At 63.4% G+C, this 26,372-nt stretch carries 19 protein-coding genes; 8 read left to right on the forward strand and 11 right to left on the reverse strand.

Going from position 1 to position 26,372, the window contains the following annotated elements:
- Nucleotides 1-39: 39 nt before the first annotated feature.
- From EA187_RS10185 to EA187_RS10210, 6 genes are all read right to left on the reverse strand, one after another.
- A complete protein-coding gene (locus EA187_RS10185; RefSeq protein WP_127780200.1) occupies nt 40-456 on the reverse strand; it encodes a type II secretion system protein GspG in 417 nt (138 codons plus the stop codon).
- Nucleotides 457-564: 108 nt separating this feature from the next.
- Nucleotides 565-1,791 (reverse strand): type II secretion system inner membrane protein GspF, encoded by a 1,227-nt coding sequence (gspF, locus tag EA187_RS10190; RefSeq protein ID WP_115603790.1) that lies wholly within the window; start codon nt 1,789-1,791, stop codon nt 565-567.
- Between the two features lie 85 nt (nt 1,792-1,876).
- Nucleotides 1,877-3,613: a type II secretion system ATPase GspE gene (gene gspE, locus EA187_RS10195; protein ID WP_115603789.1), complete on the reverse strand. Its 1,737-nt coding sequence runs from the start codon at nt 3,611-3,613 to the stop codon at nt 1,877-1,879.
- A 3-nt stretch (nt 3,614-3,616) separates the two neighbouring features.
- On the reverse strand, nt 3,617-6,235 hold the full coding sequence (gene gspD, locus EA187_RS10200; protein ID WP_127780201.1) for a type II secretion system secretin GspD: 2,619 nt from the start codon (nt 6,233-6,235) through the stop codon (nt 3,617-3,619).
- Nucleotides 6,236-6,352: 117 nt separating this feature from the next.
- Nucleotides 6,353-7,402, reverse strand: coding sequence for a type II secretion system protein GspC (gene gspC / locus EA187_RS10205; RefSeq protein WP_127780202.1), 1,050 nt, complete (start codon nt 7,400-7,402; stop codon nt 6,353-6,355).
- Between the two features lie 302 nt (nt 7,403-7,704).
- Nucleotides 7,705-9,045, reverse strand: a complete 1,341-nt coding sequence (locus EA187_RS10210; RefSeq protein WP_115604492.1) for a sigma-54-dependent transcriptional regulator — start codon at nt 9,043-9,045, stop codon at nt 7,705-7,707.
- Nucleotides 9,046-9,248: 203 nt separating this feature from the next.
- Between EA187_RS10210 and EA187_RS10215 the strand changes: the two genes are divergently transcribed.
- From EA187_RS10215 to EA187_RS10230, 4 genes are all read left to right on the forward strand, one after another.
- Nucleotides 9,249-10,871: an adenylate/guanylate cyclase domain-containing protein gene (locus tag EA187_RS10215; RefSeq protein ID WP_127780203.1), complete on the forward strand. Its 1,623-nt coding sequence runs from the start codon at nt 9,249-9,251 to the stop codon at nt 10,869-10,871.
- A gap of 101 nt (nt 10,872-10,972) precedes the next feature.
- Nucleotides 10,973-12,550: a serine/threonine-protein kinase gene (locus tag EA187_RS10220; protein ID WP_115603785.1), complete on the forward strand. Its 1,578-nt coding sequence runs from the start codon at nt 10,973-10,975 to the stop codon at nt 12,548-12,550.
- Nucleotides 12,551-12,640: 90 nt separating this feature from the next.
- Nucleotides 12,641-13,879 carry a glucose-1-phosphate adenylyltransferase gene (gene glgC / locus EA187_RS10225; protein WP_115603784.1) on the forward strand — a complete coding sequence of 413 codons (1,239 nt, stop codon included), beginning with the start codon at nt 12,641-12,643 and terminating at the stop codon, nt 13,877-13,879.
- On the forward strand, nt 13,876-16,017 hold the full coding sequence (locus EA187_RS10230; protein WP_127780204.1) for a glycoside hydrolase family 57 protein: 2,142 nt from the start codon (nt 13,876-13,878) through the stop codon (nt 16,015-16,017). The genes glgC and EA187_RS10230 overlap by 4 nt, the downstream gene beginning before the upstream one ends.
- Here the strand turns inward: EA187_RS10230 and EA187_RS10235 are convergent.
- The 3 genes from EA187_RS10235 to EA187_RS10245 all read right to left on the reverse strand — a co-directional run bounded on the left by EA187_RS10235 (nt 16,014) and on the right by EA187_RS10245 (nt 19,463).
- Nucleotides 16,014-17,447, reverse strand: a complete 1,434-nt coding sequence (locus EA187_RS10235; protein ID WP_127780205.1) for a patatin-like phospholipase family protein — start codon at nt 17,445-17,447, stop codon at nt 16,014-16,016. The genes EA187_RS10230 and EA187_RS10235 overlap by 4 nt on opposite strands.
- A gap of 159 nt (nt 17,448-17,606) precedes the next feature.
- Entirely contained in the window at nt 17,607-18,809 is a 1,203-nt protein-coding gene (locus EA187_RS10240; RefSeq protein ID WP_127780206.1) for an Mrp/NBP35 family ATP-binding protein, read from the reverse strand.
- Between the two features lie 162 nt (nt 18,810-18,971).
- On the reverse strand, nt 18,972-19,463 hold the full coding sequence (locus EA187_RS10245) for a Fur family transcriptional regulator (protein WP_164856178.1): 492 nt from the start codon (nt 19,461-19,463) through the stop codon (nt 18,972-18,974).
- 314 nt (nt 19,464-19,777) lie between these two features.
- Here EA187_RS10245 and EA187_RS10250 point away from each other — a divergent pair, with 314 nt between their 5' ends.
- Nucleotides 19,778-20,365, forward strand: coding sequence for an LOG family protein (locus EA187_RS10250; RefSeq protein WP_115603779.1), 588 nt, complete (start codon nt 19,778-19,780; stop codon nt 20,363-20,365).
- Between the two features lie 49 nt (nt 20,366-20,414).
- On the opposite strand, the gene EA187_RS10255 is transcribed toward EA187_RS10250, so the two are convergent.
- Nucleotides 20,415-20,897 carry a hypothetical protein gene (locus EA187_RS10255; RefSeq protein ID WP_115603778.1) on the reverse strand — a complete coding sequence of 161 codons (483 nt, stop codon included), beginning with the start codon at nt 20,895-20,897 and terminating at the stop codon, nt 20,415-20,417.
- Between the two features lie 216 nt (nt 20,898-21,113).
- On the opposite strand from EA187_RS10255, the gene EA187_RS10260 reads away from it, so the two are divergent.
- From EA187_RS10260 to EA187_RS10270, 3 genes are all read left to right on the forward strand, one after another.
- The gene (locus EA187_RS10260) at nt 21,114-23,120 is read left to right on the forward strand and encodes a hypothetical protein (RefSeq protein ID WP_127780207.1); all 2,007 of its coding nucleotides are present in this window, start codon (nt 21,114-21,116) and stop codon (nt 23,118-23,120) included.
- Nucleotides 23,108-23,887, forward strand: coding sequence for a hypothetical protein (locus EA187_RS10265; protein ID WP_127780208.1), 780 nt, complete (start codon nt 23,108-23,110; stop codon nt 23,885-23,887). The genes EA187_RS10260 and EA187_RS10265 overlap by 13 nt, the downstream gene beginning before the upstream one ends.
- Before the next feature lie 130 nt (nt 23,888-24,017).
- Complete coding sequence (locus EA187_RS10270) at nt 24,018-24,956, forward strand: hypothetical protein (RefSeq protein ID WP_127780209.1); 939 nt, start codon at nt 24,018-24,020, stop codon at nt 24,954-24,956.
- A gap of 52 nt (nt 24,957-25,008) precedes the next feature.
- Here EA187_RS10270 and EA187_RS10275 read toward each other — a convergent pair whose 3' ends face one another.
- Nucleotides 25,009-26,307: an inorganic phosphate transporter gene (locus EA187_RS10275; RefSeq protein WP_115603774.1), complete on the reverse strand. Its 1,299-nt coding sequence runs from the start codon at nt 26,305-26,307 to the stop codon at nt 25,009-25,011.
- Nucleotides 26,308-26,372: the final 65 nt, after the last annotated feature.

Here is a 26,372-nt window from a genome sequence, read left to right on the forward strand (position 1 = left end):
CCTGATGCGTGAAAGCTACGTGGCGAGCGACCTCAAAACTTACTCCGCACGCACGTCATCTTCGGTGCCTTCGCTACCGTCGGGACCCACGCTGAAGATCTCAAAGTCGCGGTTTCCGCTCTTCACGTAGACGTAATCATTGCCCCAGGGATCAGCTTTGACTTCTTTGGTCAGCGGCGCCGGGCCCTGGGTCAGCTCGCTGAGCTCGTTGGGCAGGCGGTTCGGCGAGGTCGTCAGGTAGAAGGTGTTCACCAGCTGGCTGAGCTGCTGGATCTCAATGGTCGCTTCGCGCTCGTTGGCCTTGTCGATCGCGCCGAACACGAACACACCGACCACGCCCATGATCGAGGCCATGATCGTGATCACGATCATGATCTCCACCAGCGTCATACCCCGGGCCGACTTGATGCTGGCCGCCGCCCGAACCATCTCTTCACGTCGCTTCATCGTCTTCATGGTCTTGCTCCTCGTGCTGTGAAAGCGCGTCCCATATTCGACGCGCGGGTTATGCAACTTCGTTGCCTTGCTTGAACGCGTTGCGACCGGGCCGACGCCCGGCCAGCTCTACATCACCGTCTGATTGAGCTTGAGAATGGGCATCATCACGGCAAACACGATCACCGCCACCGCCACACCCAGCCCCACAATCATGATCGGCTCCAGAATCTTGGTCATCGCCTGAATGCGAATGTCGGTCTGCTGGGTGTAGCTGATCGCCACGTTCTCCAGCATCTCTTCGAGCTGCCCGGAGGCCTCACCCACCGCGATCATATGCGTGACCAGCGGCGGAAACTCCCCCGAGCGCTTCAAGGGTTGCGCGATGCTCTCACCCTCGCGGATGTTCACTCGCGCATCTTCAATCACCTCGACCAGGCGGGTGTTCCCCAGAATGTTTTTGACGATATCCATCGCCGTCAGAAGAGGCACCCCGCTGGCCAGCAGCGTGGCCAGCGTGCTGGCAAAGCGCGAGATGGCGATCATCCGCACCAGCGGCCCGACCACGGGCGTCTTCAAGATAAAGCGGTCCCACTGACGGGTGCCCTTCTCGGTGCGCTTCCACTGCACAAAGCCCACCACAACCCCGATCAAAAGCGGAAAGACCACAAACCAGTACCCGCTCAAGATGTTGCTGATCCCGATGAGCACCGAGGTGATCCAGGGCAACGCCGCCCCCTGATCCTCAAAGATCGAGGTGACCTTGGGAATCACGAAGGTAAAGATCAGCCCGAGCACCACAATGCCCACCACCATCATCAAGACCGGGTAGATCATCGCCCCGATCACCTTGCCCCGAAGTTCGATCTGCGCATCGAGGAAGTCCGTCAGCCGGCTGAGCACCATATCCAGGTTACCCGAGCTCTCTCCGGCCTTGACCATGTTGATGTAGAGGTTGCTGAAATGTTTGGGATGGTCGCTCAGAGCGTTGGCCAGGCTGGAGCCTTCGTTCACCTTACGGCGCACATCACTGAGCGTACGCTTGAGTTCCTCTTTTTCAGCCTGATCCGTCAGCGCGTTAAGCGCCTCCACCAGCGGGATGCCCGCACGAATCAGAGTGGCCATCTGGCGGGTGAGCACGGCGATGTCGCTGAGCGTGACCCGCTCCAGCATCTTGCGAAAATCCACATCACCGCTGCCGCCGGCCGCCCGCGAGCCTTTGCCCTCGAAGACCTCCGTCACAAAGATCCCGCGCGCCACCAGCGCCTGACGAAGCGCGTTCTGACTCTCGGCGTCGAGGATCCCCTTGACCGTCTTCCCGGCCTTATTCAGCCCTTTGTATTCGTAAACCGGCATACCTGATTGCCCTTAGAGTCCGAGTCGTTGCGTCATCCACCTTTGCCCTGCCGCCACGATCTGGCGGAAGCGCGTCACGACGCCCCTACGCCTCCGCAAAGTCTTCCTGAGTCACGCGCATCACCTCTTCAATGGTGGTGCTTCCCGCCAGAATCTTCAGAGCGCCGTCATCGCGAAGGCTGCGCATGCCCTGACGCGCCGCTTCCTTCTTGATCGACCCGGCGTCAGCGCGGTTCATCACCAGACGGCGCACCTCATCCTCCACGCGCATGATCTCGTAGATGCCCATTCGCCCCTTATAGCCAAGGCCCAGGCAGTTGGGGCACTCGCTGTCTTCGCCCGGCTTAAAGAGATGCCCGCCGGTACGCTCGGCGACCACCGCCGGCGTCAGCCCCACCTCGGCCAGCTCCTCGGCCGTGGGCTGGTAGGCCACCTTGCATTCCCCGCAGAGTCGGCGCACAAGACGCTGCGCCAGCGAGCAGATCACCGTCGAGCTCACCAGAAAGGGCTCCACACCCATATCGGTCAGTCGCGTAAACGCACCGGCGGCGTCGTTGGTGTGCAGGGTCGAGAAGACCAGGTGACCGGTCAAAGAGGCCTGAATCGCCATCTCGGCCGTCTCCACGTCACGGATCTCGCCGACCATGATCACGTCCGGATCGTGGCGAAGGTAGCTGCGCAAACCGGCGGCAAAGGTCAGCTGAATCTTCGGATTCACCTGCATCTGACTGATGCCCTCGAGCTGGTACTCGACCGGGTCTTCAATCGTGAGAATGTTCTTATCCGGACTGTTGATCTCGCTGAGCGCGCTGTAGAGCGTCGTCGTCTTACCGCTACCGGTGGGACCGGTGACCAGAACGATGCCGTGCGGGCGGAAGATCAGCCGCATCATGTCGCGAAGATGGTCCTCGGCCATGCCGATATCGCGCAGGTTCAAAAGCACCGCCGACTTGTCGAGCAGACGCATCGTGATGCGCTCCCCGTGCACCGCCGGCGCCGTCGCCACACGAATGTCGATGTCTTTGCCCGCCATCTTGATGCGAATTCGACCATCCTGCGGAAGGCGCTTCTCGGCGATATTGAGCCCTGCCATGATCTTGATGCGCGTGATGATCGAGGAGTGAAAACGCTTGGGCGGACTGGCCACCTCTTTGAGCACCCCGTCGATGCGAAAACGCACCGTGATCTCTTTGTCGCCGGCCTCAATATGAATATCGCTGGCACGCTCGCGCACCGACTGCACAAAGAGGCTGTTCACAAAGCGAATCACCGGCGCTTCATCATCATCGCCCGCATCAAGCAGGTCGTTGATGTCCAGACTCGCCTCTTCAGCGTGCGGGTTCTCCGCCTCATCAAGCTCATCGAGGCCCGCGCCAAGCTGGCGGCTCTTGCGATCAAACGCCTTGTTGATCGCCTCCTGCAACGCCCCGGTGGGAACCACCACCGGGAGCGCCTCCATACCGGTCAGAAAGCGCACCTCATCGAGCACCTCCACCGCCAGGGGATCATCGGTGGCCACAAGCACATGGCCGCGACGCATATCAAAGGGAAGCACCCCGTGGTCGCGTGCCCACCCCAGCTGCAGACGCTCCAGGAGCATCAGGTCGATGGCATCGGCTTCGATCTTGGGCTCGTAGGGGTAGTCCAGCTGGCGCGAGAGGGCCATGGCCACATCCTCATCACTGACGAGCTCCAGCTCGCGCAGCACCTCGCCAATGCGACCGCCCTTTTCAGCCTGCATCTTCAGGCCACGCTGCAGCCCGGCAGGCTCCAGCTTGCCCAGCTGCATCAAGATCTCGCCAAGTGGCTGACGGTTATACATGCCTTACTCCTCGCCCGCGGGCTGCGCATCCACAGGCGCTTCACCGCCCTCGGCGGGCGTCTGTGTCCCCTCAGCCGGCGCGGCGCTCTCCGCCTCCGAGCCTCCCAGAATGCGGAAGCGCGGTCCCTGATCTTCGAATTGCTCAAGCACCTGCTGGCGGGCCTCCTCCTGGGTAACCGCGCTGTCCAGACGACGCCGCATCCGCTCCACAAGCCCGCTCTTCTTCTGGAAGTTCACCGTCGCCATGTACTCCATGTTGCGGTTGGCAAAGAGACGCATCAGCTCACGGCGCTCTTCCATCTTGCGCTCGTAGATCTTCTGCATGTCCTCCTCACCCTCGATGATGTAGGGCGTGAGCATCAGCACAAGGTTCTGCTTGGTCGTCCGCGTGCTGGTGTTGCGGAAGAGCAAACCCACCACCGGGATATCCCCCAGGAACGGGACTTTATTGATCGTCTCGTTCTCGACATCGCGCATCAGCCCGCCAATAACGATCGTGGACTGGTCGCGCACCAGCACCGTGGTGCTGATGTTGCGCAAGGTCCGCGTCGGAGGGGCCCCGTCCGTCAGACCGCCGGCGCCTTTAAGGTCGCTGACCTCCTGGTTGACCTCCAGGCGTACGTAGTCGCTCTCGTTGATCTGCGGAACGATGCGCAACATGATGCCAATATCTTCGTAATCAAACTGGGGCAGAAATCCTCCGCCGAGTCCTCCTAGGAGCCCGGCCGCGCCGCCCAACCCTCCCAGCGCGCTGCTCAGTCCGCTGGCTGCGCCTCCCGCCAGCCCTCCAAGCCCGAGAATACTTCCAAGCCCGCCACCGACTCCCGCCGAGCGCGGAATCGGAATGCGGTCCCCAACCTCGATCTCGGCCTCTTCGTTATCCATCGTCAAAATCGACGGCGTCGACAGCACGTTAATCGAGTTATCTGACTGACTTGCCTGCAAGAGGAGCGCGAAGGCAGGCAACGAAATCGCCGTCCCCGGCACGGTCAAGATGGGCCCCAGAAGGCTCAGGCTCGCGCCCGCCCCTCCTTCCGTCAGCTCACCAAGACCGCCAAAATTGCTCGAGCCCAGCCCGAAGCCCTGCGTGCTCTCAATCGCCCCCGAAGCGAGCGCCTGATCGGGGATCAAGAAGCCCAGATCCCGGGCGAGCCCGCTGGTCGCACCCACCTCAAGCTGACGGTCGACGTCAACGCCGATCTCCATGATGACCGCCTCGACGTACACCTGGCGGCGCGGCGCATCGAGCTGGTCGATGACCCGCTCCAGCGCCACGTAGTCACGCGGCGAGGCCACCACCACCAGCGCATTGGTCGGCTGGTAGGCCGTGATCTGCACCTCGCCCTGCAAAATCGAACCGACTGTTGCGGCGTCTGCGGCCGGCTGGCGCTGAGCCTGACCGCCCCGCTGGTTCTGTTGCGACTGCACTCCGCTGGCCAGCTGGCTCAAGGTCTGCGAGAGCTCCTCGGCGCTGGCGTACTCCAGAAACTTCACATGCACCTGACCGCCCACCGCGGTGGGCACATCCAGGATCTCGATCATCTCGCGGATGCGCTGAAAGGAGCGCTCGTTGGAGACGATGATCAACTGATTGGTACGCTCATCAGCGATGATCTCGGTGATCTGCACATCGAGCGTGCCGCTTTCAGCCGAGGCGGACTCTTCGGCCCCCTGATTGGGCGATGCGCGGCGCGCCCGTGCCGCGGCACGACGCTGCGCGGCCGTCTGGGGCTGGGCGCTTGAGCCGCCGCCGTCGCCGCTGTCGAAGATCTCCTTGAGCCGCTCCGAGACCTCCGTCGCGTCGGCATGCAGCACCCGATACACATAGAGGTTTGAGGCACCCTCGCCCTGGTCAAGACGCTCCACCATCGACTGAATCCGGCGCAGGTTCGCGGCGTTCTCGGTGATGATCAGGCTGGAGCCATAAGGAACCACCGAGGCGCTCGACGAGAGGAAGTTGGAGATCACCTCCTGAATCTCACCGACCTCGGCACGTTCCACCGGCACGATCGCGGTGACCATGCGCGACTCATTGGGGATGACGTCGCCGCCCTCATAGGCACGCTGCGGCTCGGAGATCGCCGCCCCGCTCTCCACGATCTTCAGGAAGTTGCCCATCGGCACCACCGTCAGACCGTTCATGCTCAAGGCCGCCAGAAACGCACGGTAGCCCTCGGCCAGCGTGATCTCCTCCGGCGCCATGATCGTGATGGTTTTGTTGGCCTGCAGGCTGTCGGCGATGATGAAGTTGATGTTCATCGCTCCCGAGAAGAACTTGACCACGTCTTCCAGGCTGGACTGACGAAAGTCGATCGTCACCCGCGTATTCGCCGGGGTACGACGCGCCCGAAAGCCCGGATCAAAGTTCGGCGGCAGGTTGAACTGCTCCTGCCAGCTCTGCTCCTGGCGTTGCCCCTGGGACTGGTCCTGCTGCCCCTGGGCCGGGCGCACCTGGCCCGACTCCCCGCGAGAGTTTCGCTCCAGCACCGCCGGCTCATCGGAGCTGGCCGCCCCCTGGGCAAAAGCCTGCGGCGCCATCGCCAGCACCAGCGCTCCGGCGATCACCCCAACCATCGCGCGGCGTCGCCCGCCGCTTCTGCTCTTGTTTACTGCCTGGTTCACGGTCATCTCGTGCTTGTGAAGGTTCAAAACGTTCAATCGCATTATCGTCTCATTCGCCCCGTGCGCCTTCGGCGCCTGAGAGGCGTTGATTTCAGCTTTTAAGAAGCCCTGCCGGCCTTATTCAATGGTGTATTCCATCTTCTCGGTACGCCCGCGCCGCTCAATCTCAATGACCACGTTGTTCTCGCTGCGCAGCTTCTCAAGCAGCTCCAACGCCTGACGCTGGTTGGTGATCGGGGTGCCATTGACCGACTGAATGATGTCACCGCTGCGAATACCCATCTGCGAATAGAAGCTGCTCGGGGTAACCCCGACCATTCGCAATCCGCTGGGCTCTCCGTCACGGTAGTTGGGCATCACGCGTGCCTGACGGGTGAGCGCGGCCGGGTCGGCGAGTTGACGCTCCACCATCGAGCGGTCGACCTTAAAGGAGTTGGGGCCCTGGCGTTCCACGCCGCTGGCCGCGTTGGTGGCCTCAGCGTTGGTTGGCTCCGCCTTGACCGCCGCGCTTTTCCCGACGGTGGGGCTGCGCACCTCGCCGGACGTGCGCGAGTTGTTGGCCGTCGAGCGCGACGCCGTCGCAGCCGGATCGCCGCTGGTAGCCCCCTCCATGCGAATGAATTCGAGCTGGCCGTTGCGCTCCACGAAGACGCGATCGCGGCGAATCTCCACAACCTCTGCGCCCTCGGCAATCAGATCGCCGACGCCCACCATCATCGTCTTGTTCTGGCCGCCATCTTTGATCATCGCCATGGACCAGCGCGGATTACTCGCCACCATCACACCGCTCAGGGTCATGTTCAGGTCGCTGGCCACCGGCACATCGTCGCCAACCTCCCCGCCCTCAGGTGCCGGCACACACTGGCCCGCTTCACAGACCTCGCCCTCGCCACACCCCTCCGGGCACACATTCGGGTCGACGACCTCCGGGCAGCCAAAAAGGCAACGCTCGGTGATGTCCGCCTTCCAGCTCTGTGCGCGGTCGGGTCGCTGACTCTGACGCTCACTCTGCTGGCGCATCGCCTCGTAATTCGGCGCCTCCGGCACCGTAAAAGGCGCCAGCTGACTGGCCACAAACCCGTTGACCATCAGCGCCGACAACAGCGACCCCATCCCGAGCAACCCCAGGTTGATGACGCTCTGATATTTTCGAAAAAACGCTTCCATAACTCTCGTCTCATCGCGGCAGGTGCGCGCAGCTCTCACGCGCCCTCAGACATCGGTGCAAGGACGCCGCAGGGGAGCTTTGCAAAAACCACGCCAAAACCCTAAAAATGCGTTCCATCTATCCCCCTCAACACCGATTCACCCTTGATTTATGCGATCTTTTTAAAGGTTCGTGCTCCAAACATTTTTCTCAAACGACGCTCCTGCGGTCCCCCTTTACGGCGTCAAAATTGACATTTTGTCAATTGCCTCGCGATCCCGGCCTGAGCACTGACATTTTGTCAATCCGGCCGCTCTCGCGCTCAAAGTTTGCGATAAATCGTCCGCGTCGCGATGCCCAGCAGTTTGGCCGCGAGGTTTTTATCGCCCTGAGTCATCTTGAGCGTTTCGTGCAGCACCCGCTTTTCTATCTCTTCGAGCGATGTTCCCAGCGGAATGGTGATATGCCGCGACTCCGCCGGACGCTCCACAAGCTGCGCGGGCAGGTCATCGACGTCGATCTTTTCGTCGCGATCGAGCACCACCGCGCGCTCTACCACGTTCTCCAACTCCCGCACATTGCCCGGCCAGTGGTAGGCCTCCATCGCCTGAAGCGCCTCGGGGGTGAAGCCGGCGATCTGGCGATGGTTCTTCTCGTTGTAGCGCCTTAAAAAATGCTCACTGAGCAGGGGCACATCCTCCATGCGATGGCGCAGGGGCGGGATCTTGATATCGATGACATTTAGTCGATAGTAAAGATCTTCACGAAACGTCCCCTCCCGAAGCTCTGCCTCCAGATCTTTATGCGTCGCCGCCACCACCCGCACATCGACCCGGGTGGGCGTGTTGGAGCCCAGGCGCTCAAAGGTCCCCTCCTGCAGCACCCTCAAGAGCTTCACCTGCACCTGTGGCGAGAGCTCGCCAATCTCATCGAGAAAGAGCGTGCCGCCGTCGGCAGCTTCGAAACGACCGATCTTACGCTGCGTCGCACCGGTAAACGCCCCCTTCTCGTAGCCAAAAAGCTCGCTCTCCAGGAGCGCTTCAGGCAGCGCCGCGCAGTTAATCGTCACAAAGGGCTTATCGGCGCGCTTGCTCAATCTCCCGATCATCCGTGCGAAAAGCTCTTTCCCGGTTCCACTCTCCCCGGTGATTAACACCGTGGCGTCGCTGGGCGCGACCTGACGCACCCGACCAACCGCCTCGCGCATCAGCGCGGCCTGCCCCACCACGCTGCGCTCCTCCTCCAGATCGGCCAGACGCGCTTTGAGTTCGCGGTTTTCCTCGACCAACGCCTGACGCTCCAGGGCCTGTCGCACCGCCTTTAAGATCGTGGCGCGCTTGATTGGCTTGGCCACAAAATCATACGCCCCCTCCTTCATGCCCAACACCGCGCGCTCCACCGTGCCAAACGCCGTCATCAAGATGACCTCGGCCTGAGGCTGAAGCGTCTGCACCAGCTTAAGCAGATCCATCCCGTCGATATCCGGCATCATCAGGTCGGTGAGCACCAGCTCAAAACGCTGCTCGCGCAACAGATCCAGCGCCTCTTGCCCGCCTGTGGCCGTGGCCACCTGGTAGCCCTCCTTCAAAAAAAGGCGCTCCAGGGTCTTGAGGTGGGCGACCTCATCGTCCACCAGCAAAAGGCGCGCTTGATGTGCGTCCATCATCTCTCCGAAGGCAGCTTTAAGGGATACGTGCTCGCGCGCAATCAACCGGCGGCCTTCCCTGCTCCATTCCCGCCCTTCCACATCCGGGGGGCGGCCACAATCCCGAGCTCAAAGCGGCGCCTTCTAACGTGAACGCGCGTTGAAAGGGAAGGCAAACTTCGATAGAAAATTCTGCGCAGCATCTCTCACCAGGCTCGGTTATGGCGAAGGTCCTCTATCGCGACACGCGTGGCATTCAGCGCACGCTGGTCCTCGACAACATCACGCGCATTGGTCGCCACCCCGAGCAGGACATCCAGATCCTGGATCGGGTGGTCTCCAAAGAGCACGCGATTATCGAGCGCAACATCGAGGGCCACTTCGAGGTGCGCGACGGCGGCAGCCGCAACGGCACCTACCTCAACGGCCAGCTCCTGGAGGCGCCGAAGCTGCTCACCCATAACGACACCATCAGCGTGGGCGCCACCGACATCATCTTCTACGAAGATCCCACCGATCATCGCTCCCGCAACAAAGTCACCATCCACAGCGACGATCTGGAGAGCCACGTCCGAAACCGCATCACCCAGGACAGCCGGGCGAACTTTTTGCCCGAGGGCCAGATCTCCGATCAAAGCGCGCTTCGCCAGGACTACGAAAAGCTGCGCATCGCCCACGAGCTCGGCCAGTCCATCGGCGTGGAGACCGACCTGGACATCCTGCTTGAGAAGATCCTGGAGAAGGCTTTTGAGATCTTCCCGGCCGACCACGGCGTGATCCTGCTTCGTCTGGAAGGCACCGATCGCCTGGTGCCCATGGTCGTGCGCGGTCGCAATGAAGACGTCAACGTGGGCGATGTGCGCATCTCGCGCACCATCCTCAACGAGGTCATCGAAGAGAAGCAGGCCGTGCTCTCGTCAGATGCCATGATGGACAGCCGCTTCTCCGGCGCCCACTCGATCATCCTGGGCAACATCCGCTCCACCATGAGCGTGCCCCTTCTGCTCGACGATCGCATCCTCGGGGTCATCCACCTCGACTCGAAGGTGGCCAGCGGGGCGTTTACCGAGAAAGATCTGGAGATCTTAAGCGGCTTCGCCCGCCAGGCTGCCGTGCTCATCGAGCACCACCGGCTTATCAAGCAGATGGAGAGCGAGATCGTCGCCCGCGAGAAACTCCACCGCCTGCTCTCCCCTCAGCTTGTCGAAGAAGTCGTCAGTGGCCGCCTGGAGCTCAAAAAAGGCGGCGAATTACGCCGTGCCACGGTGATGTTCGCCGATATTCGCAACTTCACCGCCTACAGCGAACGCCACGATCCGCAGCATATCGTCGAGCTCCTCAACGAGTATTTTGAGCTGATGGTCGACGTGATCTTCAAATACGAAGGAACCCTCGACAAGTTCATCGGGGACGAGATCATGGCGGTCTGGGGCGCCCCTATCTCGCACCCCGACGATACCGAGCGCGCGGTGCGCTGCGCGCTGGAGATGCAGCAGGCCCTGCAGGCTTTTAACTCGCGACGCCAGGAAGGCGACGGCAACACCCTCTCGATCGGCATCGGGCTGAACACCGGCCAGGTGGTCGCCGGCTATATGGGCTCCACCAAGAGCATGGATTACACGGTGATGGGCGATGTGGTGAACACCGCCAGCCGCATCTGCTCCTCTGCGGGGCCGGGCGAGGTGGTGGTCGGACCGTTGACCTTCGGGGATGTCGCACCGATGGTGGTCAGCGAGAAGCTCCCGCCGACGCGGCTCAAAGGCAAGAGCGAACACGTCGATCTCTACCGGCTACGCAGCCTTCGCAACCGTCCGGTCCACCCGACCCTGCGAAACCTCACCTGAGTCCGACAGCCTGTGCGGACGGTTGGCCCGCGCGCGACCCTGGGCTATACTCCGCTCGTCTTTCCTCCAGATAACCTTTAGCGCGACGCGTGGCCCCCTTCATGGCGCAACCCAGATATCAAGTCATCGAGCGCATCGACGCCGGCGGTATGGCCGAGGTCTTCAAGGCTAACTCCACCAGCCTGCAGGGCTTTGAGAAGCTCGTCGCCATCAAGCGCATCCTACCCAACCTCACCCAGAACGAGCGCTTCGTGCGCATGTTCCTTGATGAGGCCAAGGTCAGCCTGCACCTCAACCACACCAACTGCGTGCAGGTCTTCGACCTGGGGATCGCCGACGGCACCTACTTCATCGTCATGGAGTTCGTCGACGGCACCAACCTCAAGAAGCTCATCGAAGTGCTGGCTCGCCAGGGTCAGGGCATCAGCGTGGCGCAGGCGGTCTTTATGGCCATCGAGATCTGCAAAGGTCTCACCCACGCCCACGACAAACTCGATCAACAGGGCCGCCCGCTGGGTATCGTGCACCGCGACATCAGCCCACCCAACGTGCTGATCTCGCGCGCCGGTGAAGTGAAGATCACCGACTTCGGCCTGGCCAAAGCCAAGAGCCAGGCCGAGATCACCGATCCCGGCGTGGTCAAAGGCAAGTTCGGCTACCTCTCGCCGGAGGCCGCTCACGGCGAGGAGGTCGACGCCCGCACCGACATCTTTGCCCTGGGCATCCTTCTGTGGGAGATGCTCGCCGGGCGCCGTCTTTTCCTGGGCGAGTCGGATTACGGCACGCTGCAGCTGGTGCGAAAGGCCAAAATACCCTCGATCCGCGAGATTCGCCCGGACGTGCCCCGCGAGCTGGAGGTGGTACTTGGCCGCGCGCTGGCCCGTGACCCTCAAAAGCGCATTCAGACCGCTGAGGAGCTCGCCTACCAACTCGCCGAATTCCTCTTCGCCTACGGCCAGGTGGTCACGAGCTACGATCTGGCCGACCTGGTGGGTGCGGTCATCGAGAAGCGTCCCAAACGCGCGCGCACCGTGCAGGATATGGCCGTGGATATGGCCATCCAGCAGCAGCTCAACCAGCTTAAGAGCCTGGAGCAGATCCAGGATCTCGATCTTTACCTCACCCAGCATTACGACTCGCTTCCCGACCAGGGGGAGGCCTCCCAGCCGGGTGCGGCGGGCGACTTTGAAGATCCCCGCATGTGGGCCGACCTGGGCTTTGGCAGCGATACGAGCGTCGGCGAGGTGGCCGCGCCTCCGGCCGAACAGGCCCCCGCCCAGCCGGACTCCTGGCAGGCAGCAGGCCTGGCCGATCTGGGCCGCTCCACCTCGGCGATGCAGGCGATCAAGGGACCGGGCAACGCGACGAAGGACAACGCCCGCCAGGGAGGTCCACCGACCATCCCCGGGGCAGTCCGCAGCCCGGTGGCAGGCGGAGTGCCTTCGGCAACTCCTTCGGCCGCCCCTTCCGACGCCGTCGCCCAGCCCGGCCAGCCCGGGCCGGTCGCCCAGGCCGAACCCTCGCCACCCGCCCCGATGGCTTCCCAGACGGCATCTCAGCCCGCAGCTGCCCCTGTAGAAGCCGGGGGGGTGGGCAAGACAGCGATCATCGTCGCGCTCATCGTTGTGGTGCTCGGCGCTGGCGCTGCCTTCTTTTTAGGCTTGATTCCTCCCGGCTAGCCCTACAATTCGCAGTCCCGCGCCGTACCCTTACTCGCGGAGCCGCCGTACCGCTCCACTCGTCTCTCTTTTGACCCGGTGGACCACGCTATGAATGACGTGCTCGTCATGATCCTGGCAGGCGGCGAAGGCAAGCGCCTGCGACCGTTGACCCTTGACCGCGCCAAACCCGCGGTGCCCTTCGGCGGGCGCTACCGCATCATCGACCTGGTGCTCTCAAACTTCGTCAACAGCGGCTTCTACAAGATCAAAGTTTTAACCCAGTACAAGAGCGACTCGCTGATCAACCATATCAGCCGAGGCTGGCATCTGGCGCAGTTTATTGACCACTACATCGACGCGGTCCCCGCCCAGCAGCGCCGCGGTCCCCAGTGGTTTCAGGGCAGCGCCGACGCCATCTACCAGAACCTCAATCTCATCTACGATGAGGAGCCGGCTGATGTCTGCGTCTTCGGTGGCGACAACATCTACAAGATGGATGTGCGCCAGATGCTCGACTTCCACCGCAGAAAGGACGCCGACCTGACCGTGGCCGCCATCCCGGTGCCCGTGGAGCAGGGCCGCGCCTTTGGCATCCTGGAGATCGATCGCGACCACCGCATCGTGGGCTTTGCCGAAAAGCCCGAAGAGCCCCGCGAGATCCCCGGCCGCCCCGGCTGGTGTCTGGCCTCGATGGGCAACTACATCTTCAAAACACCGAGCCTGGTTGAAGAGCTCATCCGCGACGCCCACGATGAAGGCAGCGCGCATGATTTTGGCAAAAATATCATCACCAACATGGTGCGCTCCGGCCACCAGGCCACCTTCGTCTACGACTTCTCCACCAACGATGTGCCAGGTCAATCCGAGCGCGAGCGCAGCTACTGGCGCGACGTGGGTACGATCGATGCGTACTGGGAGTCGTCCATGGATCTGATCAGTGTGGCGCCGGAGTTTGACCTCTATAACCGGCGCTGGCCCATCCGCACCCACTACCAACACTATCCCCCGGCGAAGTTCGTGCACGACGACCCGGCTGCCAACCGCGTCGGCCAGGCGATCAACTCGATCGTCGCCGAGGGCTGCATCGTCTCCGGGGGTACCATTCGCAACTCGGTGCTCTTTCAGCGCGTGCGGGTCAACTCCTACTCCAGCATCGAAGACTCGGTGCTCTTTGAGCAGGTCGAGGTGGGGCGGCGCGCACGCATTCGCAAGGCGATCATTGAGAAGGACGTCGTGATCCCGCCCGATACCGTCATCGGCTTTGACGAAGAGCAAGACCGGGCCCGATTCCCGATCAGCGACGCGGGTGTCGTGGTGGTGCCCAAGGGCTATGAGTTTGAGGCATGAGCACGCCATCGCTCGACGTGCTCTTTATCTGGCATATGCACCAGCCCTACTACGGGGTGGGCGACCAGGGCGACTTTGAGCTCCCCTGGGTACGGCTTCACGCCGTAAAAGCCTACTTCGACATGGCCTGGTTGCTGGCCGAAAACCCACAGATGCACGCGACGTTCAACTTCTCCGGGAGCCTGCTTCTCCAACTTCAGGAGTGGGTTGAGGAGGGGCGGCGCGATGCCTGGTGGCACCTCTCACGCGCCTCACTCGACGAGCTGAGCGCGGGCGACAGGCGCACGCTCGTGCATCATTTTTTCAGCCTCAACCACCCCCACGGGGTGCGCAGCCTGCCCCGCTACGCCGAGCTTCTCGACGCGCGCGAAGCGCGAGGCGAAGAGGTCTGCGCGCGGGAGTGGGGCGAGGCTGAGTTTGGCGATTTGCAGATGCTTTTTAACCTGGCCTGGTGCGGGTTCGCCGCTCTGGAAGAGTACCCCCGGCTGCGCGCCTGGCGTGACCAGGGCCGAGACTTCAGCAGGGAGGACCGCCTCGCCCTTCTCGACCTCCATATCGAGATCATGGCGCGGGTGTTGCCTCTTTACCGGGAGCTCTGGGAGCGCGGGCAGATCGAGGTGAGCGTCACCCCGATGTTCCACCCCATTATGCCCCTGCTCATCGACACCGACACCGCCCGTCGCGCCACGCCGCAGCGCCCCACCCCGCCCAGGCTTCAAGCCCCCGACGACGCCCGCCGCCATATCGCGCAGGCGCTTGAGTACGCCGAAGCGATCTTCGGAAGACGCCCGAGCGGCATGTGGCCCTCGGAGGGGTCGGTCTCCCCGGAAGCCGTTGCGCTCTTTGAAGGTGCCGGCGTGCGCTGGATCGCCAGCGACGAGGCGATCCTCGCAGGCTCGTGCGACTTTGAACGCGATCGCGACCTCTGGCGCTCCTGGCGGCTGAACCAGGCCCCCCAGACCGCGATCTTTTTTCGCGACCACGGCCTGAGCGATCGCCTTGGCTTCTCCTACGCCCATATGGATGCTGACGAGGCCGCGGCCGACCTGATCGGAGCCCTTGAAGGCATCGCGCGCGCCGCCCACCGCGATGAGAATCCTCGCCCCATGGCGGCCATCATCCTCGACGGTGAGAACCCCTGGGAGCACTACCCCGAAGATGGCCGACTCTTCTTGCAGGCCCTCTACGAGCGCCTCGGCGACCACGCCTCCCTGGTCCCCTCAACCCCCGGCGACCATCTGGCGCGCGGAGGAAGCTCAGGACACCTTGAGCATCTACACTCCGGCTCCTGGATCCTGGGCAACTACCAGATCTGGATCGGCCACTCCGAGACGAACCTCGCATGGGAACTTCTGGGTGAGGCGACACGCTGGCTCGACGAGCAACCTCCACCTGACGCTGAGGATAGCCGCGCCCACCAGTCTTTTCAGACCGCGCACCAGGCGCTGATGATGGCTCAGGGCTCCGACTGGTTCTGGTGGTACGGCGACGACTTCAGCTCCGAGCAAGACGCGCTCTTCGACAGCATCTTTCGCGCGCTGCTTCGCCGCGTCTACACCTCCCCTGGCCATGAGCCTCCCGGCCGACTGCACCACCCGATCAACGACTCGAAGACCCCGCCAGATGTCGCCGCCCACCGCGTTCCGACGCACCCGATCAGCCCGCGTATCGACGGGCGACGCGGCGGCTTCTTTGACTGGGAGGGCGCCGGGTCCTACCTGCCCCGAAGCGGCTACGGAGCGATGTTTGAGACGACCCGCTACGTCGATCAGATTCTCTATGGCTGTGACCACGACCGTCTCTACGTGCGCGTCGATCCGGGCCCCGACCTCCGAGAACACCTGCACCTTGAGCTCCGACTGACCTCCCACACGGGCACCTCCACCATCGCGTTGCACCCGAACCCTTCTGGCCAGCCCCGCGCGCTCAGCCCCGATGCACCAACAGCCCTGGTGGACTGGGCTTTCGCCCAATGCTGGGAGCTCGCACTCTCACGCGCAGCGCTCGATTGCCTCGCCACACCTGCCGTCGACCTGCGCCTGGCGGTCCTCGACGGGACGCGCGAACTTCGCCACCTCCCCGTTGAGCATCCCCTCACGATTGAGCTTACTGCCTCGCCAGACGACTGGTTCGTCTAGCCAATCTCCCAGGTGCCATAAGGCGGCAGCTCCCGCATCGACTCGCGGATGTAGGGCACATCGGCCTCCAACTCCTCCCGCGCGCCTTCGATGATGCGTTTAAGTTTGGAGTAGCTGTTGACGATGATCTGCAGCGGGCTGGGCGGGGTGCGAAAGGTCTTATGAAACGACGCATAAGGCATATTCGCCACGACCGCCGGGCGAGCGATCTGCTGGATGGGAATCCAGATGAGGTTGCGTCCGGTGGAGAGAGGCGCAAACGCATCAAAGGAGAGGATCTGCGCATTGCGAGAGCCCACTGATCCCCGCTGCACCGACTCCCAGGCCACCTTCGAGGGCACATTATTGACCACCCCGCCGTCGCAGAGACGCAGGAGTTGATGCCGCGCGAACACGCTCTCCAGCGGTCCGATCGTCTCCGGATCGTCGTGGAAAACATCAAAATGCAAAAGCCCCGGTACCGAGCAGCTAAAGCCCGCGGCCTCGATCACCGGGAAATGCTCGGTGCCCGGCTCCGAGCCGAAGACCACCTGGGTGAGCAGACGCGGATTCTTGGAGAGCTGGCGCACCGCCCCGAAGAAGAGCTTGAGTTTGCGGCGCAGTGCCAGCGGCGTCATGCCCTCCTCGCCAGACTGCTCGTACTCCCGGTCATCGAAGTGAAAGCCTTTGCGAACCCCGGTGGCCACGATCTCCAGCTTGATCGGAAGATCGTCAAAACGCGGCATCCCGCTTCCCAGAAGCTCCTGAAACATCTCGCGCGCAAGACGCATGATGTTGAGATGAAACGCCCCCGGAAAGCCAAAGCGAGAGTAGCCCGTGAAGGGGCGAAAGAGCGTGTTGTAATCGAGGTTTTTGGGCATCGCCAGCGCGACCGAAACCGGATCGTAGCTACGGTCGATCGCACGCACAAGCCCCAGGAGGCTGCCCATCGAACTGCCCACGATCAGCTCCGGAGTGATGCCCAGCTCCTTGAGCATCGCGAAGGTACCCAGGTGCACAAGCCCCGCGCCGCCTCCACCGCCGAGCACAAGCACCAGCCGTTTCTGACGCAGCTCCGCGTCCAGGTGCTCCGCTCCGAAAGTGCTGGCGTGGCGTGTCAGCAGCTGCGAGCGCGTCTGTTCGACGCGCATCGCCACCACCGGCGCGATCTCGCGCAGACCGTCCACCCGAACCTCGCCAGTCTCCGGCAAGAGCGGCACCAGTGACTCCACCAACCACCGGCGCAACGCGTCGACGTCTTCGCTCAGCGAGATGTCGTTTCCCACCGGGGTGCGAAAGAGGTTCATCTGCCCCAGCGCCGCCGCGTAGCGAAAGAGTGCCTGATGGCGCACGTGCAAGACGTTGGGTTGATCGACGATCAGCCTGATAAAGCGCTGCTCAAAGTCCTTGAGCTCGCGCACCCGCACAAAATGTCGACCGTATCGACTCAAACGCCACTCGCTGCTGCATGATGCTCGCCGGTCCCTCAATGACCAACGCCGGCGCAGGGGCGCCGGCGCAGATTATCGGCGTTCGCGCCGATCCTGGCAAAGAGATTTTCGCCACCGGCACAGAACCCGCTGCTGAAGCGGCCCTGCGCCGGTTGAGAATCAACTCTTCAAAAACGAGAAGAGCCCTTTCTTCGGTTGCTCGGCCCCCTCGCCAGAAGCACCCTCCGCGTGCGGGGGCTTCTTCTCGGCGACCATCTTCGCAAGCTCAACAAAGGCCGCCGTCACCGGGCTCTCCGGCTGTCCCACGACCACCGGACGCCCCGCATCGCCGCCTTCGCGCACCGTCAGGTCGAGCGGAATCTCACCGAGCACCGGCGTCTCCAGACGCTCGGCCTCTTTGGCCACCTCGGCGGGATTGCCGAAGATGAAGAACTCCTCTTTGGTCGAGGGTACGACGAACTTCGACATATTCGTCACAATGCCCATCACCTCCACATTGAGGGTCTTGAACATCTGCAGCCCACGCGCCGCATCGATCAACGAGAGATCGGACGGCGTGGTCACGATCACAGCACCGTCGACAGGTACCGTCTGAGCCAACGCCAGCTGCGCGTCCCCGGTTCCCGGAGGCATATCGACGATCAGGTAGTCGAGCCCGCTCCAGTCCACGTCGCGCAGGAACTGGCGGATGATCCCCGTGACGATCGGACCACGCCAGATCACCGGGGTATCTTCGTCCATCAGAAAGCCCAGGCTCATCACGCGCAGACCATCCGCTTCCATCGGCAGGATGCGGCGGTTGCTCACCGCCGGACGCCCGGAGATGCCGAGCAGTGTCGGCAACGAGGGCCCGTAGATATCGACGTCAAGCAGGCCCACGCGGTGGCCGATCTTCTGCAGAGCCAGCGCAAGGTTCACCGCCACCGTGGACTTGCCCACGCCGCCCTTACCGGAGGCCACGGCGATGACCTTGCCCACGCCCTCGATCGGCGCCGAAGGCGCCGCCTGAGGCTGTGCGGCCGGCGAGGCCTTGGCGGCCGCCGGCGCAGCGGCGGGCTGGGGTGCCGGTGCGGACTCGCCACGCTCTTCACGCTCCAGCGCCTGCGGGGTCATCGTCTTCACTTTGACCTCCAGCACCCCGTCGATCGCCTCGACCTTGTCGTAGATGGCGTCTTCGATCGCAAAACGCTCCTCACGCGCGCGCCCCTTGGGCATCACCAGCGTGATATCGGCCACACCCGCCTTCACCTCGACCTGCTCAACAAGGTGGGTATCCACGATGTTCTTGCCGCCCTGACCCGGATCCTCGACGCCTTCGAGCGCCGCAATCACTTCACCTTTGATCGAAAAATCGTCTTTCATGCATGCCTCGAATGGTTGGAATCTCGCCGCAGGCGCACGCAACTCTGCGCAACGCTGCGGTCACTGGCCGAAGGCCTCCGTTCCGGAACTCCGCGAAGGGGGTGGTCGTAATCACCAGCCCGGCCGATTCAATACTGCGAATGCTACGGGAAAAAGACGCCCTCAGGCGCCCTGATCGGGATGGTTGGGGCAGGCCGGGATCTCGCACTCGGCATAAAGCTCGATCTTCTTGCGCCGTACCTGATACTGCATCTTCTCGGCGATCGCCTGGATGCGCTCATTGAGCCCGTCATCGTTGAACTCGATGATCTTACGGCAGTCCACACAGATCAGGTGATCATGCTGCGGATCCTGGTTGTGGATCGGATCGTAGCGCGTCTGGCCATCACCGAAATCCTTGGGGAGCGCAAACCCCTGCTCCACCAGTAATTTCAGCGTGCGATACACTGTGGCGTAGCCGATGCGCGGCTGATGCTCACGCACATCCTCCAGCAGTTCGTCCGCGCTGATGTGCTTGTCGAGCCAGAAGAAGCGCTCCACGATCACGTCACGCTGCTTGGTCGACTTGAGCCCGGCCTCCTGAAGACGCTCCGAGAATGCCTCCATCGCCTCGGCCACACGGGCCTCTCGCTCTTCTAACGACTGTTCAGCCACGATACTTTGCCTGGGAAATAATGATGAACTGACCACAGGTCCCCTACACCACACCGGGAACCGATGGCGGCCGAGGGATGTCCCCCCGGACCGAATCCTGTGTTGGAGTACGGGCTTAGCGCCCCACATGGGCGAAATAGCGCGCTCCGCGAGCGCAATCTACGCAAAGGCTCGCCCGGTGACAACACCCATCCCCCGCCGGCCATTTCAGCGCGCGCCCCACCGGAGCCTCGACACCCGAGTCAACCCGCGTTACATCGGCCCTTGCGGTCCGCCGCAACATCCCCCTCACCCACCTGTTCAGGAGTGTGCATATGTCTCTCTCGGCCATCTGTGTCTACTGCGGCTCGAGCCCCGGCACTAACCCCGGCTTTCTCAACGGTGCGCGAGCGATGGGCCAGGCGATGGCGGCTCGCCAGAGCACGCTGGTTTACGGCGGCTCGCGCTACGGGATGATGGGCGCGATCGCCGACGCGATCCTCGACGCCGGCGGTCAGGCCATCGGCATTCTGCCCCGCGGGCTTGCCACCAAAGAAGCCGGTCACCCCGGGCTCACCGAGCTTCATATGGTGGGGAGCATGCACGAGCGCAAAGCGATGATGATCGAGAAAAGCCGGGGCTTCATCGCCATGCCCGGCGGCATGGGCACCCTGGAGGAACTCTGCGAAGTCATCACCTGGTCGCAGTTGGGCATTCATCGCCGCCCCATCGGGCTGCTCAATCTCGACGGGTATTACGATCCCTTCCTGACCTTCCTGGACCATGCCGTCGCTTGCGGCTTTCTCAAGTCCGAGCACCGCGATCTGGTGCTCGTCGACGCCTCCCCTGACGGGCTGCTGACGAAGATGGAAGCGTTTGAGTGGCCTTTGACGCAGATTTGGATGGATCGCAGCGAGATCTAAGCGCAGGGCTACGTCCGCCCATCATCCTATACGCTCGCTCACAGCCCTTTCAGGCGACGCCGACGCTGTACACCACTGCCGCGAAAATGCCGTAGATGATGTGCAGCATGATCAGAAAGACAGGCATTCCCACCCCGACATTATGACCAAAGAAGCCCGGGGCGCTGAGCACCTCTCCCGGCCCCATCCGCGGATGCACCGCCGGCAAAATCCCCAGCCCCGCGCCCACCACCACGCCATGGATCGCCCCGAAGAGCGCCCCCCAGGCGGCTGCCGCCCCGAGCACCCCGACCGCCCCCACAGCCGTCAATAAAAGCGCATAGGTCAGTCCGAAGATCGCCCCCATAAAGAGGTGCACCGAGATCCCGATCAGATAGACCAGATGGCGGTCGGAATCCGGCACAAAGACCAGCCCGATCGCCCGCACCATATCGGTCGAGAGTCCCATCACCCGCCCGGCGAACATCGCCATCGTCATCAGCACCACGCCCACCACCCCGGCAAGTACCGCCTGCGTCCAGATAATCTCCATACTCGCTCCTGGCCATCACCCTGTGGAGAGCGTCCGCTCCGTGGTCTTTTTTTGAAGCTAACCACCTCGCTTCGTCCTTCAATTTAGCGGCCCAGCGGCTACCTTGACCCCCCTATAGGTGCGTGCTAGCGTCCGCCCCCCTTGGCTGTGGAATTTTTCCCTGTTCGGCTTGATAGGCTCCCTATGAAATGCTCGCATTCGCTCTCTGGTGCATGTTTGATTCTGGCTCTGGCCCTGCCCGCCTCTCTGGTTGCCCAGGAAGACGCTGCAGGTGAAGCGCCCTCGCAGGCTCCCGCAGCCGAGGACGCTCAGGCCTCTCCACAGGACGACGCTGAGTCGGACGAGGAGCCCGCAGCCGACGTCGAAGAGACGGACCAAAACGGGGGCGAGCAGTCGCCCACTGGCGAGACTCCCGAGTTGGTGCAGCAGCCCGCTGAGAACAACGCCGCTGAGAACAACGCCGCCGAGGACAACGCCGCCGAGGACGAGGAGACGGGAGATGACTGGCCCGACGACGACTTCTCGGACTTCGACGCGATCGCCGAAGACATCGAGTTTGTACCGGCCGAGGCCATTGATGACGCGATGCTCGATCGCCTCACCCCCCTGGCGAGCTTTCCTTTCGTTGAGGTCTCCGGCCATCTGCGCACACGCAGCCGCGCACGCGTCGGGTTTGACCTGGGCACCGGCGGCACCTCGGCGGTGCTCCCTCCGCTGGAGTCGGTGAGCCCCTCCGGCGCGCCGGCCGACCCGGAGGCGCGTAACCTCTGGACCACCGATCTTCGCCTGCGTCTGGCACCGACCTTTCATATCTCCGAGACCCTTCGGGTGCACACCGAGGCGGATCTTCTCGACAACATCGCTCTGGGTGCCGACCCTCGCCACAGCTACTTCGTCGAGGGCATGCCTGGAGCCGACGCTCGCCAGCTCGGCGGCTACAGCGGCGCGCCTTCCCTGCTCACGGTCCGACAGGCTTACGGGGAGGTCGACGCCTTCTTCGGTACGCTCTCGGCCGGCCGTATGCTCAACCACTGGGGCCTGGGCATCTTCGCCAACGGCGGCCAGTGCGACGACTGCGACTTCGGCGACGTCGTCGATCGCGTCTCGCTTCGCACCAGCGTCTGGAACTTCAACATCCTGGCCGCCTACGACTTCGCCGGCGCCGGTCTTACCAGCGACGATCTGGGATTTGCCCACGGCACCCCGCACGAGCTCAGCCGTATCGACGGCACCCACCAGTGGACCGCGCAGGTCTGGCGTGCACCGCTCAGCCGCGCCGATCGCGAACGTCAGGCTCACGCCCTCCACACCGCCCGCCGCCCCATCTTCAACGGTGGCCTCTACGTCAGCGGTCGCCACAACCGCGGCCAGGCCAACGTCGATGAAAGCGGCCTGAGCACCGCAGCCCCGCCCGAGTTGACCTACCGCGGCCTGGACATCTACTCGGCCGACCTCTGGGGCCAGATGCTCTGGGAGCCGGCAGACGACCGCCGCATCCGCGTGGAGCTCGAAGCACTGGGTATCTTCGGCAGCATCGACAACACCACCTCCGCCGCCGTCGGCTTTGAGCCCGGCCAGACCGGCAGCGTCAACTGCTTCGATGAAGGCGCCTACGAGGCCAACCCGGGTGCCTGCGCCACCGACGCCGACGGCAATGTGACCTCCAAATCCGTCTCGCAGTTCGGGCTGGCGCTCGAGTCAGAATTCTACTTCGGCGGACCGGTCACCTTCGGCCTCAACGCCGGCCTGGCCTCCGGTGGCGAGAGCCCCAACTGGGGTTATGGCGAGAGCGCCGCGAACCGGCTCGACTTTATGCGCTTTAGCCCCGACTACCACCTCGACCTGATCCTCTTCCGCGAGGTCATCGGCACGGTCACCAACGCCACCTACGCCAACCCCTACGTGGTGGCGACCTTCCTGGACAGCGGGCTGCAGCGCATGGAGTTTCAACTCGATGCCATCGCCTCGCGCGCACTCAAGGCGGCGGGCACCCCCTCCGGCGAGCCCTGGCTGGGGCTGGAGTTCGACGCTTCACTGCGCTACCTGGCCACCGACACCTTCCTCGCTGCCATCGACGCCGGGGTGCTCTTCCCCTTCGCCGGACTCGCCGCCGAGGTGGACCGCCCCCGCTTCAACCACTACGGGGATCTGGGTCCCTTTGGTGAGTCGGTCGATCCCGGCCTGGCCTGGACGCTTCAGGGCCGCCTGATGTGGAAGTTTTAAGTCTAAAGTCCTGCAGCGACGCGCCCCTCCGGGCGCGTCGCGCTGCGTTTAAGGCGCCGGCGACGGTGCGCCGGGCGGCGTCCATCGTCGCCCTGTGCACAGCGAGCGCGACGCTTTCCGGCTGCGCCGCGCTTCGCGCGCCGGTTTCCCCTCCGCCAACCGAGACCGTTCACCTCAGCGTGGAACGCGTCACCGACCAGGGGCTTTTTTTGCGCATTGTGCCGGCCGAGACGCCGGCGCCCGGCGCGCTTCGCCTTGAGCGCGCCTGCGGCCAGAGCGCCGCGACACCTCTCTATGAGCTTCCCCTCGAGGCCTCCCTGCAAGAGGCCTGGACGCGCGGTGCGCTGGAGCTGCGCGATGCAGATGCCGGCTCCTGTCCGGATTTGCACTACACCCTGACGCTTGCCACAACGAGCGATGGCCCCTGGGAGCTCGCCACAGCTCTTGAGACGCGCTCCAGAGAGCTACCGCCCCCACCTGCCAACATGATCGCGGAGGCGACGCCTGAGGGCGTAAGGCTGCGTTGGGAGCCATCTTCGGGGTGGGGCGTACGGCTGATGCGCCGCGCGCTGGCCGGAAGCTCCCCCTCGCCCTGGACGCCTCTGGTCGCTCTGGAGAGCTCGGCTGCGGGGACCTACCTCGATCGCAGCGCGCGCCCCGGAGAGGCCTACGCCTACATCGCCCAGCACATCGATCCGGCCCCTCCGGCGCCCCACCTCGGAGCCTTCGGCTCACCGGTCTACATCGCCCTTCCTTCGACGCGCTGACGGACCGGCTTGGCACCCGAGCCCGCCGCACCTATACTCGCGCGCAGTCACTCTACGACATCTCCCCGGGCCGCCCCTTCACAGCTCTCACGGCCCGATGCTCCTCCGATCTGTGCCCCCCGGCCTCCAGATGACGCGCTTTCGAGAACGCTACGAAGAGATCTACACCCTGCTCACCCGTACCGAGTTGCAGCAGGGCTCAGCCGGCCTCGATGCGCTCAGCGCGCTGCCCGACCTCTTCGGCCAGGATGACGAACTCTGGCTGGGCTTTTACACCGAGGATGGTCTGCGCATCGCGCTGGAGAAGTACGGGTTTATGCGCGACCTGGAGCGCATCGGTTTTCGCGACCGCCGCCTGGAGCTGCGCACCGACGACCCCGATGAACATCTGCTGCGCATCTGGAGCGACAAGCCCCACTGCGACGCCCCGCTGGTCGAGCTGGTGGTGCGCCGCGACTTCCTTCAGGCCCCGGGCCTGGGCGATCAGCCCACCACGCACATCCCGGTGCTCAATATCGAGTGGCTGCTCCTGCAGAACCCGGCCACCGACTTCAGCCCGGAGCGCCCACCCCTTCCCGGCCAACGCTACCCCGGCCTGGGCGTGGGGCCCCAGGTCATGGAGCTTCTCCGAAACGTCTGCCAGCGCCTGGAGCTCGGCGCCCTGGTCACCGTCCCTTCCTACTTTCACAACGCGATCTTCTACAGCGAGGAGTTTCGCCACTTCGATCCCTACTGGCAGGGCGCCTTTCTGGCCCTGTGCCGCGATGTGATGCCCCAGGCCGAAGGCTCGGTGGCCGCCTCCTCCTGGGGGCTCTACTGGGAGATGGTCGAGAATAAAAACGCCCCCAAAAAACAGCCCTTCGACTGGTTCCAGCAGCTGATGGTCTACCCCATCTCCGAGCGCCTCCGCGCCTACTTTGACACCCGCGACTACCAGCGCGAGGTCCAGCAGGGCTTAAGCGATCACGACTTTCTGCTGCACACCGAGCCCTTAACGCAAACGCTCGCAGCCCGGGGGATCTCCCCCCTGAACAACGAGCGTATTGACGTCTGGATCGACGACGTCTGAACATCTGCACGCGCTGCAAGGCCTGCTGCGCCGAGCAGGGCCTCGCCACCCCTCAGAGCGGGGCGATAAAGGTGGAGTAGGCCGCCTTTAAGCTCACGTAGATCAGGATCGTGGAGCCCCCGGCAACCGGCAGGGTGTAAACCCACGATTTGACGATATTCCAGATGATCCCCAGGTTGAGCGCCGTCATCCCTCGCGCAAACCCCACACCGATCACCGCACCCACCACCGTATGCGTCGTCGAGATGGGCAGGCCCAGCCAGCTTCCCATCAGGATGGTCGAGGCCGCCCCGAACTCTGCGGCAAACCCGCGCGAGGGCGTGATCTCGGTGATCTTGGTGCCGATCGTCTCGATGACCTTGTAGCCGTATGTCGCAAGGCCGATCACAATTCCCAGCCCGCCGAGCAGAAGCACCCAGGTCGGAACGGGAACCTTCGCGGTGATCGCACCTTCGTTAAAGGTGCCCACGATCGCGGCCAGGGGACCGATGGAGTTGGCCACGTCGTTCGATCCGTGCGCAAAGGCCACAAAACACGCCGTGGCAATCTGCAGATAACGAAAGACCTTCTCCACCCGCGCCACATGCAGGTCACGATCATCGCCGGAGGGCTCCTCGATCGTGCGTACAAAGAGCCAGCTCACCAGCGAGCCCACCACTCCGACCAGCGCCGAAAGAAGCCAGATCTCGGTGGTGCCAATCCCGTACGACTCCAGATCCACGCCGGGCATGCCCTTGACGAAGATCACAAGTCCCAGCACCAGGAATACCGGGAAGACAAGCACCGGGCTCCAGCGCTTGACCGCCGCCACCGGGTTTTCCGCATCGAAGATCATCTTTCGTACAAGTGAGAACACCAGGTACGCCAGAATCCCGCCTGTGAGCGGGCTGACCGCCCAGCTGCTCACGATCTTGGCCAGCGTGCCCCACTGAATGTACGCCGGCCCCACCGCCACAAGCCCAAAGCCCGTGATCGCCCCCACGATCGAGTGCGTCGTCGAGACCGGCCAGCCGAGCATCGCCGCCAGGTGCAGCCAGACCGCAGCCGAAATCAGCGCAGCGAGCATCCCCAGCATAAAGAGCGTGGAGCCCTCGGCCGTGCCGACCACCGCCGCATCGTTAAAGAGCAGCGGATCGATGATGCCGCGACGCATCGTATCGGTGACCGACGCCCCGGCGATAAACGCCCCCGAAAATTCAAAGATCGCGGCGATGATCACCGCCTCTTTAAACGAGATGGCCTTCGAGCCGACGCTGGTGCCCATGGCATTGGCCGCGTCGTTGGCGCCGATGCTCCACGCCATATAAAAGCCAAACGCAATGGCCACCCAGAGGATCAGTTCCACACCCATGGAGTTACGCTCCCGGTACTACGGTTCGCTGATCACTGCCTCACCCACCTCATAAGGTAGGAGCA

The sequence above is a fragment of the Lujinxingia sediminis genome, assembly GCF_004005565.1.
GTDB classification, from domain to species: Bacteria; Myxococcota_A; Bradymonadia; order Bradymonadales; family Bradymonadaceae; genus Lujinxingia; species Lujinxingia sediminis.